At 74.0% G+C, this 13,614-nt stretch carries 14 protein-coding genes; 10 read left to right on the forward strand and 4 right to left on the reverse strand.

The genetic code is table 11. From position 1 onward, the window contains the following. Positions 1–13 precede the first annotated feature (13 nt). Positions 14–634 carry a hypothetical protein gene (locus RND61_RS10220; RefSeq protein WP_315877524.1) on the forward strand — a complete coding sequence of 207 codons (621 nt, stop codon included), beginning with the start codon at positions 14–16 and terminating at the stop codon, positions 632–634. Between the two features lie 324 nt (positions 635–958). On the opposite strand, the gene RND61_RS10225 is transcribed toward RND61_RS10220, so the two are convergent. Beyond that, positions 959–1,324, reverse strand: coding sequence for a DUF1330 domain-containing protein (locus tag RND61_RS10225; RefSeq protein WP_315877525.1), 366 nt, complete (start codon positions 1,322–1,324; stop codon positions 959–961). Between the two features lie 754 nt (positions 1,325–2,078). On the opposite strand from RND61_RS10225, the gene RND61_RS10230 reads away from it, so the two are divergent. The 6 genes from RND61_RS10230 (at position 2,079) to RND61_RS10255 (ending at position 8,684) form a co-directional block, all read left to right on the forward strand. Further along, positions 2,079–2,603: a SigE family RNA polymerase sigma factor gene (locus RND61_RS10230; protein WP_315877526.1), complete on the forward strand. Its 525-nt coding sequence runs from the start codon at positions 2,079–2,081 to the stop codon at positions 2,601–2,603. After that, positions 2,600–3,802, forward strand: coding sequence for a hypothetical protein (locus RND61_RS10235; protein ID WP_315877527.1), 1,203 nt, complete (start codon positions 2,600–2,602; stop codon positions 3,800–3,802). Before RND61_RS10230 ends, RND61_RS10235 begins: the two co-directional genes overlap by 4 nt. Before the next feature lie 331 nt (positions 3,803–4,133). Further along, positions 4,134–4,916, forward strand: coding sequence for a phosphotransferase enzyme family protein (locus tag RND61_RS10240; protein WP_315877528.1), 783 nt, complete (start codon positions 4,134–4,136; stop codon positions 4,914–4,916). 411 nt (positions 4,917–5,327) lie between these two features. Beyond that, positions 5,328–6,413 carry an S-(hydroxymethyl)mycothiol dehydrogenase gene (locus tag RND61_RS10245; protein ID WP_315877529.1) on the forward strand — a complete coding sequence of 362 codons (1,086 nt, stop codon included), beginning with the start codon at positions 5,328–5,330 and terminating at the stop codon, positions 6,411–6,413. Then, positions 6,413–7,042 (forward strand): MBL fold metallo-hydrolase, encoded by a 630-nt coding sequence (locus RND61_RS10250; RefSeq protein ID WP_315877530.1) that lies wholly within the window; start codon positions 6,413–6,415, stop codon positions 7,040–7,042. Before RND61_RS10245 ends, RND61_RS10250 begins: the two co-directional genes overlap by 1 nt. Positions 7,043–7,454: 412 nt before the next feature. Further along, positions 7,455–8,684: an MFS transporter gene (locus RND61_RS10255; protein ID WP_315877531.1), complete on the forward strand. Its 1,230-nt coding sequence runs from the start codon at positions 7,455–7,457 to the stop codon at positions 8,682–8,684. A 510-nt stretch (positions 8,685–9,194) separates the two neighbouring features. Here the strand turns inward: RND61_RS10255 and RND61_RS10260 are convergent. Continuing rightward, positions 9,195–9,779, reverse strand: coding sequence for a helix-turn-helix domain-containing protein (locus tag RND61_RS10260; protein ID WP_315877532.1), 585 nt, complete (start codon positions 9,777–9,779; stop codon positions 9,195–9,197). A 122-nt stretch (positions 9,780–9,901) separates the two neighbouring features. Here RND61_RS10260 and RND61_RS10265 point away from each other — a divergent pair, with 122 nt between their 5' ends. The 3 genes from RND61_RS10265 to RND61_RS10275 all read left to right on the forward strand — a co-directional run bounded on the left by RND61_RS10265 (position 9,902) and on the right by RND61_RS10275 (position 12,215). Next, entirely contained in the window at positions 9,902–10,738 is an 837-nt protein-coding gene (locus RND61_RS10265) for an EamA family transporter (protein ID WP_315877533.1), read from the forward strand. Positions 10,739–10,792: 54 nt separating this feature from the next. Next, on the forward strand, positions 10,793–11,440 hold the full coding sequence (locus RND61_RS10270; RefSeq protein ID WP_315877534.1) for an FMN-binding negative transcriptional regulator: 648 nt from the start codon (positions 10,793–10,795) through the stop codon (positions 11,438–11,440). 67 nt (positions 11,441–11,507) lie between these two features. Continuing rightward, complete coding sequence (locus tag RND61_RS10275) at positions 11,508–12,215, forward strand: B3/B4 domain-containing protein (RefSeq protein ID WP_315877535.1); 708 nt, start codon at positions 11,508–11,510, stop codon at positions 12,213–12,215. A gap of 91 nt (positions 12,216–12,306) precedes the next feature. On the opposite strand, the gene RND61_RS10280 is transcribed toward RND61_RS10275, so the two are convergent. Together RND61_RS10280 and RND61_RS10285 are read right to left on the reverse strand one after the other, a co-directional pair. Beyond that, a complete protein-coding gene (locus RND61_RS10280; protein WP_315877536.1) occupies positions 12,307–13,056 on the reverse strand; it encodes a class I SAM-dependent methyltransferase in 750 nt (249 codons plus the stop codon). A 313-nt stretch (positions 13,057–13,369) separates the two neighbouring features. Beyond that, the gene (locus RND61_RS10285) at positions 13,370–13,561 is read right to left on the reverse strand and encodes a hypothetical protein (protein WP_315877537.1); all 192 of its coding nucleotides are present in this window, start codon (positions 13,559–13,561) and stop codon (positions 13,370–13,372) included. Positions 13,562–13,614 lie beyond the last annotated feature (53 nt).

Genomic DNA, 13,614 nt, shown 5'->3' on the forward strand with positions numbered 1-13,614 from the left:
GAATGGAGGGACCATGGCAGCATTCCGCCTGACTCTGAAAGCCACGTTCTGCACGGTCGTCGCGTTGTTGATGACCGCGGTCTGGACGCAACCGGCGAACGCGTGGACCTGGGCCACCAGGGTGACCGTGTACAGCGGTTCCGGCCTGTGCGTCCAGGGGGACGCGGGAATCGACCACCTGCGACCCGGCGGGTTCTCCGGCAACCTCGCCTACGCGAACACCTACGCGCTGACCCAGGGGTGCGGGACCGGCCTGTCCAAGCCCGACGGCTGGGCCGCCGCGCGGGCCGTCGTCTACCGGTGGAACGGCTCCGCCTGGGCGGTGTGCCGCGCCAGCGACTGGAAGTACGGCGCCACGGGCCAGGCGGGTGGCGAGTTCCCGGGGCCGTGGGGGCCGGAGCAGGGGCTCGACTGGGGTGGTTGGCAGGCGTGCGGGCCAGGCTATTACGGGACGCTCGCCTCGGCCTACGTCTGGGACGGGTCCGCATGGCGTGGCGGCGGCGTCTGGTCGGGCTACGAGTTCGCCTCGTCCACCCGGTTCAGGGAGAGCCGGCCGTCCGCGCCCGAGGTCGCTCCCACGCGGCATGCCACGCCGCCCCCCTCCCACCCGCGGGTGCAGTCGGGGACCCGGTGAGGCCAGGAGCACGCGGCCGTGCTCCGCACGTGCCCGGCGGATCCGCGAGGACCCGCCGGGCACGGTGGTGCTGCGTCAGGTTCTGGTTCTCCTGCCCGGCCGGGGGACGGCCGCGGGTGGTGCGGGGTGTCGGCTTGCTCGGACGGCCGCCGACAGGTCACCAGCACGTCCGACGCCCCGTGGGGAGGGCAACCGAAGGCCGGGCGTACCAGCGTCCGTTCGGGGTGTGTCGTACGGCTACCGCACGGGCTGCACGAGGCGGCGCGGGGGTCTGGTGGTCGTGCGCGCGGTCGTGTCCACAGGGCGGCGGTGGGGACTCCGGAGCTACGCGGGCGGCTGCCCTGCCCGCTCGGCGGCGGCGGCGCGCAGCCTGCCCGCCCGCTCGGCCGGGTCGTAGTCCGGACCGACACCCTCGACCAGCACCACATCGCCCTCGATGTGATCGGTACGCAGCCGCAGGATGTCCTGGTAGGGCGGTGAGTCATACCAGGCCCGGGCCTTCGCCAAATCGGGGAACTCGATCAGGACCATGCTGCCGGACCACGTGCCCTCCAGCACCTCGGCCGGTGGGCCGTGGATGACGAAGCGGCCCGCGAAGGGGTCGAGGGTGGCCTGGATGCGTTCCAGGTACTCGATGATGTCGCTGTGATGCCGACGGTGGCGGAGATGAGCGAAGCCGTAAGCGGGCACGGTGGGGCTCCTTCGTTCCGGTTCCGATCCGCCCGGAGCGGGGCGGTGACCAGACGGTAGCCGGAGGCCGCTGACGACAGCGATTACCTCACGGGTAGTTGCCATCGGCCCGGACGGGCCGCCGCGCGGCGGGTGGCAGCACCCACGGCGCACACAGCCCGCCGTCGACGGGCCGGAACGGCGGCGGCACCCGGTCGGAAGCGACGGATCCGGGCCTGCCCACGTGTGCCGGCGGGTGCGCCCCGTCAGGAGCTGCGGTCAGGAGCAGAAGCGCGCGGACCGGCCCTTCCTCCGTTCGGACGGACCTCGGCGCTCGTGCACGGCAGGCGCGACCCGGCGCGTCACTGCCGCGGCGATCCGTCCCTGGGCCGGGGCCGTACAGCGGCGGGGGCGGCGCGGGCCCGGTTCCGGGGGTCCGGTGTGGCTTTCCAGCGGCCGTCGGTGGACTTCGCACCGCGCTTGGCGCGGACCGGTCGGCGGGCCTCGCGCCCGGCTGCCTTCGGCAGGGCCGCGCGGCACGGCGCTCCCCCGACCCGTACGCCCCGGCGTTCCCTGGCCGCCCCGCGCTCGCGGGTCGCCGGCCGACCTGGGCGGCGCGCTCGTCGTCAGTGCAGGTGAAACCGTTCGCCGCGACGATGAACCGGACGCTCGTCCGAGGGAACCGGGGGCTGAGAATTCCATGGAACCTGTGGTGCGTCCCGGGTTGTCGAGGGGGTGACAGGGGCCTCGGCCCGAACGAGTGGGGGGAGTATCCGTGGGTGACCGCGACTCGGAACGCGACGCAGGGTTCGCGGAGTTCGTGAGGGGGGCGCACGCGTCGCTGCTGCGGACAGCCGTCCTCCTGACGGGAGATCGGCATGCGGCCGAGGACCTACTGCAGGCGGCGCTGGTGCGGGTGTACGTGCGCTGGAACCGTTCGGCGGGCTGGGAGTCGCCCCAGGCCTACGCCCGCAAAGTGGTGGTCAACCTCTTCGCCACGTGGCGCAGGCGCCGTTGGAACAGCGAGGTCCCCAGCGGCGCGGAACACCACGTGACCGACGCGGGGGACATGGCCGACGGCGCGGCGAGACGGCTGCTGGTGGGGCGCGTGCTGGCCGCTTTGCCCCGTGCGCAGCGTGCCGTGGTGGTGCTGCGCTTCTACGAGGACTTGTCCGTGGAGCAGACGGCCGAACTGCTCGGCTGTTCGCCGGGGACCGTCAAGAGCCGGACCAACAGGGCTTTGGAACGGCTGCGCGCCTCAGGGGCGCTGGCCGAATACGCAGGAAGGAGTGCACGATGAGCGAGACGACCCATTCGGATGAGGAACTCCTGAGGCGGAACCTGCACGAGCTGGCCGCGGCGGAGGTCGGCACGGCGGGTTCCCCGCAGTCGGCCGTGCTGGTGGCCCGGGGCCGCCGGGCGTTGCGGCGCAGGCGGGTGGCCGCCGTCACGGCGAGCCTGGCGCTGGTGGGCATCGTGGGGGCGGCAGGGGCGTACGCGGGGCTGCTCGACGACCGGCGGGACGTGACCGTCGCCTCGCCCGGGGACGAGAAGCGGGCCGGGGAGGAGCGGGTGGTCTCCCTCCTCAAGGGGCTCCTCCCGGAGGGGAAGGTCACCGAGGTGAGTCCGGACGGGGAGGGCCTCGTGCTGGGCGCCTATCTGAAGGGTGTCGTCACCTTCGACGACGGCAAGGGCGCCGGGACGGTCTCCATGGCCCTGGGCCGGACCGACGACCCCTCCCTCGCCCTGGTCAGCCTGGCCGATTGTTCGGCGAAGCCCGGGACGGTCGGCCGGTGGGGACCCAAGGGAACGTGTACGGCCAGGAACCTGCCGGACGGCTCCCGCCTCCTGCTCACCCAGGGACGCGAGGCCCCCTACCGCGAACAGGATCCCGAGGTGTGGTCGGCACGGCTGACCAAGCCGGACGGCTCGACGCTCACCGTCACGGAGTCGAACGCGCCGGCCGGGAAGGGCGCGGCACCGTCCCGGGAGGATCCGCCGCTGACACAGGAGCAGTTGACGACCCTCGTCACGGCGGAGGAGTGGCGGCCGCTGCTGGACTCGTTCCCGCGCCGGGGTGGTGGGAACACGGATCCGGACGCCCCGTCCGGCTTCGAGCTCGTGAACACCTTCAAGCCGCTGCTTCCCCCACCCCTCAAGCTCGTCGGGAACGCGGGCGGCACGGGCCCCAGCGGCTACGTGCGTCTCCAGGTCGACGACGGGAAGGGCGGGGCCGCGGTCGAGGTCACCGTCGACCGCCGCGGAACGAACACCGGCGACCGGATGAGGATCGAGGAGCGGCAGGGCCCGGATCCCTGGAGTGACAAGGGGACCCTGCGCTGGTCGGTCACCGCGATCCGGCCCGGCGGCTTCCAGGTCACCATCACCGCCTACAACGCCCACCCCGTAGAGGGCGAACCCAGTCGCTCCACTTCCCCCCTGACGATGGAGCAGCTGAGGGACATCGCGAGCGACGGCGCCTGGGACCGGTACCGGTAAGCCGGACCCGCCCCCGTCGACGACGGCGGCCGACCGGGCAGGCGGCAGACCGCACCGCGGCCAGGGGGCGCGGCGCGGCCCGGTTGCCGGGGTGGACGAGTCACCCCGGCAGCCGCCCGGCGGCGCGGGCGCGGGGTGCGGGTCCCGGGGGCGCGGGTCCCGGGGGCGACGGTGTGGCTCCGCTCCCCCGCCGCCGGGGCCGGAGCCCTCCCCCTGGCCCCCGCCGGCTCGGGCCGGGTCCGGGTCCGGCGTGTTCCCCTCACCTCCACCCCTCCTCCGGTACTCGCCTTACCGGGGTGATCACAACGGGCTGGTCCGACACACTGGTTCGATGCAGCGCGAAGAAGAACGGCCGTTGTCCGGCGGCAACGTCAGTGCGGGTGTCGTCCGTGTCGGAGACACCGTCCGCCGCCCGACCGGACCGTGGACCCCCGCCGTGCACGCCTTGCTCACCCACCTTCACGAGGTGGGGTTCCGGGCGGCGCCCCGCCCGCTGGGCATCGACGACCGGGGGCGCGAGGTCCTGACCTTCGTGCCGGGACACGTGGTCTGGCCCGACCGGTTCTCCCTGCTCGAACCCGCTCGGCGACTGGCCCGCGTGGCCCGCCTGGTCCGGGACTTCCACGACGCCGTGCAGGACTTCACGCCACCGCCCGACGCTCACTGGCAGGTGCTGGTCCCGGCGGAGGGCGACGACATCATCGCCCACCACGACCTGGCGCCGTGGAACCTCGTGGCCGGTGGCGAGGGGCAGTGGGCCTTCATCGACTGGGACACCGCCGGCCCCGGTTCCCGCCTGTGGGACGTCGCGTACGCCGTGCACGGGTTCCTCCCGCTGTCCGCCCACCCCGACTGGCAGCACCCCGACGCGGCAGGCCGGCTGCGGGTCTTCGCCGACGCCTACGGCCTCGACGAGGCCGAACGCCGCCGGCTGGTCCCCCTGCTGGGGCGCCGTACGCGTTCCATGCACGACTTCCTGCGGGACCGGGCCGCCCAAGGCGTCCAGCCCTGGGCGGCCCTGTGGGCCGAAGGCCACGGCGACGCCTGGCGAAGCGACGCCGAGTACATCGAGCAACGCGAGGACCACTGGGAGCGCGCCCTGCTGTCCGGCTGAGGCCCCTCCGCGCCCGGCCCCCGGCGACGCCGTCCCCGACACGACCGCGAGGCGTCCTCCCCGTCTTCCCCGTCTCCGGCGGCACGGCCCGAGGAACGGCCGATGGACGCGGGCGCGGCCACATGGCGCGCCCCCGGTGGATCAGGTCCACCGGGACGATCGAGGTCCGCCCCGGCACCAAGGCACGGCCGCCTCCCGCGGCGCGGAAGGCGGTCGGCTCCGTCGCACCGGGTCAGGAACCGGCCCTGACCTCCTTCGTCGGGGGCGGGACCGCAGGCACAGGGCGCCGGGCAGCCGTCCGGCGGAGGCGGCGCGCATCCGGGTGGCCCTCCGGCCGGAAACAGTTCCCCGGCGCGTTCCCGACCGCGATAGTGGTGTCGTACACCCACACCGAGGAAGGGACGCGCCGCGATGGCACAGCAGGTCCGAGGGGTCGTGGCCCCGGGGAAGAACGAGCCCGTGCGGGTCGAGACGGTCATCGTCCCGGACCCTGGCCCCGGTGAAGCGGTGGTGAAGGTGCAGGCGTCGGGGGTCTGCCACACCGACCTGCACTACAAGCAGGGCGGCATCAACGACGACTTCCCCTTCCTCCTCGGCCACGAGGCGGCTGGTGTGGTGGAGTCCGTCGGCCCGGACGTCACCGATGTCGCCCCCGGCGACTTCGTGGTCCTCAACTGGCGGGCCGTCTGCGGCAGGTGCCGGGCCTGCCGGCGCGGCAGACCCTGGTACTGCTTCGACACCCACAACGCCACGCAGAAGATGACACTGGAGGACGGCACCGAGTTGTCGGCGGCGCTCGGCATCGGGGCCTTCGCCGAGAAGACCCTGGTCGCCGCCGGCCAGTGCACCAAGGTCGACCCGTCCGTCTCCCCCGCCGTCGCCGGTCTGCTCGGCTGCGGCGTGATGGCCGGCATCGGCGCGGCGGTCAACACCGGCCGGGTCGGCCGGGGCGACACGGTCGCCGTCATCGGCTGCGGCGGCGTCGGTGACGCGGCGGTCGTCGGTTCCCGCCTCGCCGGCGCCGCCCGGATCATCGCCGTCGACATCGACGACCGGAAGCTGGAGACCGCCCGTTCGATGGGCGCCACCCACACCGTGAACAGCCGCACCACCGACCCCGTCGAGGCGATCCGCGAGCTGACCGGCGGGTTCGGCGCCGATGTCGTCATCGAGGCGGTCGGCCGTCCCGAGACGTACCGGCAGGCGTTCTACGCCCGTGACCTCGCCGGTACGGTCGTCCTCGTCGGCGTCCCCACTCCCGAGATGAAGCTGGAGCTCCCGCTGCTCGACGTCTTCGGGCGCGGCGGCGCGCTCAAGTCGTCCTGGTACGGCGACTGCCTGCCGTCCCGCGACTTCCCGATGCTCATCGACCTGCACCAGCAGGGCCGCATCGACCTCGGCGCGTTCGTCACCGAGACGATCGGCCTCGGTGACGTCGAGGACGCCTTCGCCCGCATGCACGAGGGCGACGTCCTGCGCTCGGTGGTGGTCCTGTGATGGCCGCCCGCGTCGAGCACCTCGTCACCTCCGGCACCTTCTCGCTGGACGGCGGCACCTGGGACGTCGACAACAACGTGTGGATCGTCGGGGACGGCACGGAGGCGATCGTCATCGACGCCGCGCACGACGCCGACGCCATCCTGGCCGCCCTCGACGGCCGTGCGCTGCGGGCCGTCGTCTGCACCCACGCCCACGACGACCACATCGGTGCCGCCCCCGCCCTCGCGGCCGCGACCGGCGCCCCGATCCTGCTCCACCCCGACGACCTGCCGCTGTGGAAGCTGACCCATCCCGACCGCCATCCGGACGGCGAGCTCGCCGACGGGCAGACCCTCGCCGTCGCGGGAACCGACCTCACCGTCCTGCACACCCCGGGCCACGCCCCCGGCGCGGTCAGCCTGTACGCGCCCGACCTCGGCACCGTCTTCACCGGGGACACGCTCTTCGCCGGCGGCCCGGGCGCCACCGGCCGGTCCTTCTCCCACTTCCCGACGATCCTCGAATCGATCCGCGACCGGTTGCTCACCCTGCCGCCGGAGACCGTCGTCCGCACGGGGCACGGCGACACCACCACGATCGGTGCCGAGGCCCCACAGTTCGACGAGTGGGTCAGGCGGGGCCACTGAGCGGCGGCTCCGGACGGACCGCACCGGGGCGCCCGCGAAGAGGACGCCGGGGCGGAGGTCCCGGTGCGTGAGGCGCCCCGGGAGGCGGGCGCCTCACGCCGGACGACGTTCCACGCCCGCGTACGCGTGCGGGCGAGGACGTACGCGGCACTCCGCCGACCGGGGAAGGCGCCCGCCCCCTCCCGCGCGGGCCGAAAGGCCCCGACCCGCCCGGGCGCCTTCCGTGCCTGGTCGCCGGTCCGCGTACAGGCTTCCGCCGGCCGCCCGGCGGTGGCCCGGCACCGCGCCGCGACGTCCGTCGCCGACCGGCGGGACGGCGGATCACCCGCCGGGCCGGCCGGTGAAGTGGCCCATGCGCAAGGCCCCTCATTGTCCTACTCGGAGGTGCCGATGTCTGCGTACCGTCGCGGCCATGCCACCTCTGCTACCGCCCGCCGGCCCACGACGCACTCTCGCCCTGGCCCAGTTGAGCAACTCCGTGGGCGACGGCGCGTACTACGTCACCTCGGCCCTGTACTTCACCCACGTCGTCGGGCTCTCCCCCGGCCGCATCGGCCTCGGCCTCACCGCGGCCTGGGCCGTCGGCTCGGTCGTCGGGGTGCCGCTCGGCCGGGTCGCGGACCGCCGGGGCCCGCGCGGCACGGCGGTGCTGCTCGCCCTGGGGACCGGCGCGGCGGTCGCGTCCTTCCTGTTCGTACGGGACTTCCTGCCGTTCCTCACGGCCGCCTGCCTCTACGCCACCGCCCAGTCGGGTCTCGCCGCCGCCCGGCAGGCGCTGCTGGCGGGTCTGGTCGCCAAGGAGGAGCGCACAGGTGCCCTGGCCCACCTTCAGTCGACGCTCAACGCGGGCCTCGCCGTGGGCGCCGCACTCGGCGGGCTCGCGCTGTCCACCGGCACCAGGCGCGCGTACCTCGCGGTCTTCGCGGTCGACGCCCTGAGCTTCCTGCTCTGCGCGCTGGTCCTGCTGCGGCTGCCGGCCGTCGCGCCGGTTCCCGCCGCCCGGGACGCGAAGCTCGAAGTCCTGCGGGACCGGCCGTATGCCGTCGTGACCCTCCTCAACACCGTGCTCCTGCTGCGCATGCCGCTGCTCAGCCTCGGCCTGCCCCTGTGGATCACCGAGCGCACCGATGCCCCCGAGTGGCTCGTCTCCGCGCTCTTCCTCCTCAACACCGGTGCCGTGGTCCTCTTCCAGGTCCCCACCGCCCGCTCGGTCACCGGGCTCGACACGGCCACCCGCGCCATTCGCCGGTCCGGCGCGCTCATGGTCCTCACCTGCGCGACCTTCGCCCTCTCGGCGGGGGCCCCGCCCTGGGGCGCGATCGCCGCCCTGGTCGGCGGCTCGGTCCTCCTGGTCGCCGCCGAGATGCTCCAGTCGGCCGGTTCCTGGCAGCTCGGCTTCGACCTGGCACCGGTCGGGCGCGTCGGCGAGTACCAGGGCTTCTTCGGCACCGGCGTCACCGTCGCCCGTACGCTCGGACCGCTGGTGCTCACCGCGCTCCTCATGGGGATGGGCGCGGCGGGCTGGTTCCTGCTCGGGACGCTGTTCCTCCTGGCCTCGTGCGCGCTGGGGCCGGCGGCGCGGTGGGCGGCCGGAACGCGCCGGGAGCCGACCTCCGCGTTCCCCTCCGCGCAGGCCGTCTGAGCCCGGGGCCGGAGGCGGCTGGGCGGCTCGGCGGCTCGGCGGCTGGGAGAACGGCTACCGGGCGCGCGGTGCCGACTCGGCGTGCGCCGCCTCGATCAGGGCCTGGTGCGCCTCCCGCCGGGCGCACTCCGGTTCGTCCGCCTCCAGGCGCGTGCTCTGCCCGTCGGGTGCCGTCAGACGTGCGGGGTCGTGGTCGGGAACCTCGGAGCGGCCGGTAGGGCGGGCTCCGGGGACGTGACGGGGCGGCGCGGAAGCAGGCCGCCTGGGTCCGGAGCGCCGCGGCGAGGCTGCCGCAGGCCGCGACGCCCGGCGGCCCGTCCCCGGTGGCCCGTCCCCGGCGGTCCGGTCGAGCGGCTGCCCGCGCTCGACCGGCCACGTGCGGCGCTCGGACACCGCGCGGCTCGCAGCGGGGCCCGCACCGCGCGTCAGCCGGTCTCTTCGGCCGCTCCCCAGCCTGCGGACGCGACGTGAGTGGTCCCGCCCCGTCACCCACCCCCAAGACCGCGCGGGTCAGGCGGTGGCGCCGGGGCCGGGCGGGATGTGGACGGTCATGATCAGGTGGCAGGTCTCCGTGCCGGCGCCGCGGTAGGTGTGGGCGGCGTCGCCGTCGAAGGTGGCGGTCTGTCCGGCTTCGACGGGATGCTCGGTGCCGTCGACGACCAGGGTCATCCGGCCGGAAGTGACGCTGACGGTCTCCACGACACCGGCCTGGTGGGGGTGGCTGGGATACTCCTCGCCCGGTTCCAGGCGCCAGCGCCAGACCTCGACCGGGGCGGGACCGGAGGTCGTGAGCATGAGCCGCGCCTCGCTGCCCTTGGCTCCGGTCCACAGCGGTATCACGGCGTCGGCGGTCACGACGCGGACGCGGCCTTCGGCCGGCCCCTCCATCAGGGCGGACACCGAGACGCCGAGGGTGTCGGCCAGCCGGACCAGGGTGGAGAAGTTCGGGTTGCCCTGGGCCTTCTCCAGCCCGACCAGGGCGCCCTTGCTGACCCGGGCGCGCTGGCCGAGTTCGTCCAGGGACAGGCCCGCGCGCTTGCGGGCCGCCCTGACGTTGTGCGCGAGTGTCCGCAGGGCTGCCTCTGTCTCGGCCATCCGATCACCATCCTCACCAGTGGACCACTTCACTGAACCGTCCGGTCGTTTGGTTGACACAGGGCGGTCGATTCGTTGTACGGTTTGGTCGTTCCATTGAAATAGTAAGGGATGTACATACCGTGATCGCTCTGCTGCTGGCCCTGGGCAGCTCCCTCGCCTACGGATGCGCCGACTTCCTCGGCGGCCTCGGCGCCCGCAAGGCCCACGTCCTGCGCACCGTGATGATCGCGGCCCCGGCCTCGCTCGCGGTCGAGCTGCTGCTGTGGCCGTTCCTCGGCGCCTCGTTCAGCTCCGGCGCCCTCGCCTGGGGCGCCGCGTCCGGCGTCGCCTCGGCCGCCGCGTTCGCCCTGCTGTACCGCACCCTGGCGATCGGCCCGATGAACATCCTCTCCCCCGTCACCGCGCTGGTGTCCGCCATGCTGCCCGTCGGCGTGGGCCTCCTCCAGGGGGAGCGCCTGGGCGCCGCCGGACTGGTCGGGCTGCCGCTCGCACTGGTCGCGGTGGTGCTGGTCAGCGCCGGACACGGCGCCGGCTCGGCCCGCCCGTCCCGTACGGCGCTGCTGCTGGCCTTGGGCGCGGGCGCCGCCATCGCCCTCCAACTGGTCTGCCTGCACCAGGCGCCGTCCGACAGCGGCGTGGCCCCGCTGATCATCGGCCGGGCGGTCTCCTCGGCCGTCACGCTGGCCGCGGCCGGGCTGGTGCACCGCAGGCTCGGGCCGGAGAAGCCCGCGTACGCGATATCGGCGACCGCCGGCGTGCTGGACTCGGTGGCAAACCTGCTGTTCCTGCTCGCCGCCCGCAGCGGGGACCTCGCCGTCGTCGCCGTGATCACGGCCCTCTATCCGGCCGGTACCGTCCTGCTCGCCCGCAGCGTGCTCGCCGAACGCATCCACCGGGGCCAGCTCGTCGGCCTGGGCACCGCCGCCGTCGCCGTCAGCCTCCTCGCCCTCACCTGAGCCGCCCCTCACCACCGCACGACCACTGCACGACCACCGCAAGGAGCACACCGCGTGTTCATCCAACCCTGGGACGCCGGCCTGGACGAAGCCGAATGGCAGGCCTGGATCGCCGACGGCCATGATTTCGGCCTCCTGAGCGTCAACGGCCCGCCCGGCCAGGCGCCCCTCGCCGTCCCCACCCACTTCACCTGCGACCCCGGCCACCTCCTGGTCCACCTCGCCCGCCCCAACCCCGCCTGGAAGGCGATCGAGGACGACCCGAACGTCCTGTTCACCGTCTTCGGCGACTACGCCTTCGTCCCCGGCCCCTGGCGCGCCAAGCCGGACACCCCGGCCGCCGACGGCGTTCCCACCAGCTACTACACGACCGTCCAGTTCACCTGCCGCGCGCACATCGTCGACGACCCCGAGGCCAAGGCCGAGCTGCTGCGCCGCCAGATGGCCCACTTCCAGCCCGACGGCGACCACGCCCCCGTCACCGTCGACCAACCCCCCTACGGGCGGCTGCTGCCCGGCATCCGGGGCCTGCGCCTGGAGGTCACCGACGTGAGGGCGAAGTTCAAGTACGACGACCAGAAGCCCGTCGAGCACCGCGCGGCCGTCGCCGGCCACCTCACCGAACGCGGCCGGGGCCTCGACCTCCCCGCCGCCCTCCAGCAGCGCCGCCGCCTGGACCGCATCGGCCCCTGGAAGCCCTGACCGCCCCGCCCCCCGCACGTACGTACGCGCGCACGCACGCACACTCGCAGGAACGGAAACCCCTCCCATGACCGTCTTCCGCCTCGCCCCCGCCGTCGCGGACGCCTTCCCCGACACCCTCATCGCCGTGGTCAGCGCCACCGGCCTGCGCGGCCACGAGCCCTGGCCCGACACCACCGCCGCCGTGGAGGAGTTGGAGCGGCAACTCGCCGCCGGCGCTTGGCAGCCCGCCGACGAGACCGATCCGCGCATCGAGGCGTGGCACACCGCCTACCGCTCCTTCGGCACCAACCCCCGCCGCGTCCGCCCCAGCGTCGACGCGCTCGGCCGACGCCTCGCCAAGAAGGGGTCCCTGCCGCGCATCAACCCGGCCGTCGACTCCTACAACGCCGTCTCCGTCCGTCACGGCCTGCCCGCCGGCGCCTTCGACCTCGACCACGTCACCGGCGACGTCGACATCCGCCACGCGGACGGCACCGAGTCCTTCACCCCGCTCGGCGAACCCGACACCGTCGAGAACCCCAAGCCCGGCGAGATCGTCTACACGGACGCCACCGGCGTCCTCACCCGCCACTGGAACCACCGCGACGCCCACCGCACGCGCGTCACCGAGGACTCCGTCCACGTCGCCTTCGCCCTGGAAACCCTCCGCGCCACCCACGACGGCCACCTCCTCAAGAGCGCCGCGAGCGAACTGCGGGACCTCCTCGCGCCGCACGCCGGACAGACCGCCGTGCACTACCTCAGCCCGGCACAGCCACGGGCCACCGTCTGAGCTCCCGCCTCCCTCGGGCACCCGTCGATCCCACCCCCGCGTCCCGGACCGTGCCCGGGGCGGACCGCGGGTGCCCGGGGGAGGCGACGGGTCAGGGCCGTGGGCGTACGACGGTCAGACCGCACCGGTACGGCTCGTCGAGCTCGCCGTCGGGGAAGATCCGCGCCAGCGCGGCGCGGTTCGCGTCGAGGAGCCCGGCCCGCTCGACGGGGTCCATGACGGCGAAGTGCGAGTGGGTGGCGAGGTTGCGGATGTGCTCCTCGACGGTGACGCGGCGCGCCCACGCGACCTCGCGGGTGGACACCTCGACGGGAAACGGGACGAGCAACTCGTTCACGGTCATCGGGAAGTCGCGGGTGAAGGGCGCGAGGCGGGCGTCCTCCGCCGCGACCCAGGGGACGCGGAGGTCGGCCTGGTTCCACCACAGGGTCAGCACGCCGTGCGGGCGCAGCACGCGCAGGGCTTCGGGGACGGAGCGGTCCGGGTCGGTCCAGTGCCACGCCTGGGCGTAGGCGATCACGTCGAAGCTGCTGTCGGCGAAGGGTAGGTGGTCCCCCTCGCCTCGTACCAGCGGGATCTCCGGCGCGGCCCGGCGCAGTTCCGCGGCCATACCGGCGCCCGGCTCCAGGGCGACGACCCGGGCGCCGCGATCGCGCAGCAGCCGGGTGGCGATACCGGTGCCGGCCCCGCAGTCCAGCACGTCGGCTCCGGCCAGCGGTCGGCCGGCGAGCTCCTCCACGGCGTCGAAGAGGGCCGGCGGATAGGCCGGTCGGGCGGCGGCGTACTGCGAGGCGACGGTGTCGAAGGACAGGGCGCGGGCCCGGTTCACGTGGGATGCCATACCGGTGATCCTTCCGGGTGGAGGGCGAAGTGCCAATGGCGCACGGCACAAGCGGCGACCGGCACGCGCGGTGGGCGGGCCCGGCGGCACGCGCGGCTGCGGGAGGGCGGGCCGTCTCGTCTGCGGCTCCGAAACCGCTACGCCTCCGTACCGCTGTCATGGGACGGGGCAGGCACCTTCCGGCCCGTGGCCGGGTGCCGGTCGGACGCTGCGTGCGGGGTGCCGGACGCGACCGCAACGAACGACCGGTCGCCGACGGCTGCGGCTTCCTTCGGTGCGCCCGGTGCCGTCACCGGGCAGCGACACGATTCGGTCACCTTGGGTGGACGTTCGATGAACCCGGCGCGACGATCAGCAGGTCAACGACCCTCCACCAGGCGGTCGCGCTCGGCCCCCGAGGCGTTTCCCCTTGCGCGCGCGGAGGCGCGGACCCGTCCTGAGCTGCCAGAACGATCGTTCGGTAGCCGGTAATCGAACGAGATGTCTGTAAATCGGTGACGAACATGCGCAGCTCCTTCACTTCGTAGAGACTCGGCGGCGACCAGTCGGCAGTACGCA

The organism is Streptomyces tamarix (genome assembly GCF_032423885.1).
Classification (GTDB): domain Bacteria; phylum Actinomycetota; class Actinomycetes; order Streptomycetales; family Streptomycetaceae; genus Streptomyces; species Streptomyces tamarix.

Bases quoted from the DNA above. Each gene is read 5' to 3' on its own strand.
- RND61_RS10285 (WP_315877537.1), bottom strand. From the start codon at position 13,561: ATGTTCGTCACCGATTTACAGACATCTCGTTCGATTACCGGCTACCGA.
- RND61_RS10220 (WP_315877524.1), top strand. From the start codon at position 14: ATGGCAGCATTCCGCCTGACTCTGAAAGCCACGTTCTGCACGGTCGTC.
- RND61_RS10245 (WP_315877529.1), top strand. From the start codon at position 5,328: ATGGCACAGCAGGTCCGAGGGGTCGTGGCCCCGGGGAAGAACGAGCCC.
- RND61_RS10250 (WP_315877530.1), top strand. From the start codon at position 6,413: ATGGCCGCCCGCGTCGAGCACCTCGTCACCTCCGGCACCTTCTCGCTG.
- RND61_RS10280 (WP_315877536.1), bottom strand. From the start codon at position 13,056: ATGGCATCCCACGTGAACCGGGCCCGCGCCCTGTCCTTCGACACCGTC.
- RND61_RS10240 (WP_315877528.1), top strand. From the start codon at position 4,134: ATGCAGCGCGAAGAAGAACGGCCGTTGTCCGGCGGCAACGTCAGTGCG.
- RND61_RS10260 (WP_315877532.1), bottom strand. From the start codon at position 9,779: ATGGCCGAGACAGAGGCAGCCCTGCGGACACTCGCGCACAACGTCAGG.
- RND61_RS10235 (WP_315877527.1), top strand. From the start codon at position 2,600: ATGAGCGAGACGACCCATTCGGATGAGGAACTCCTGAGGCGGAACCTG.
- RND61_RS10275 (WP_315877535.1), top strand. From the start codon at position 11,508: ATGACCGTCTTCCGCCTCGCCCCCGCCGTCGCGGACGCCTTCCCCGAC.
- RND61_RS10255 (WP_315877531.1), top strand. From the start codon at position 7,455: ATGCCACCTCTGCTACCGCCCGCCGGCCCACGACGCACTCTCGCCCTG.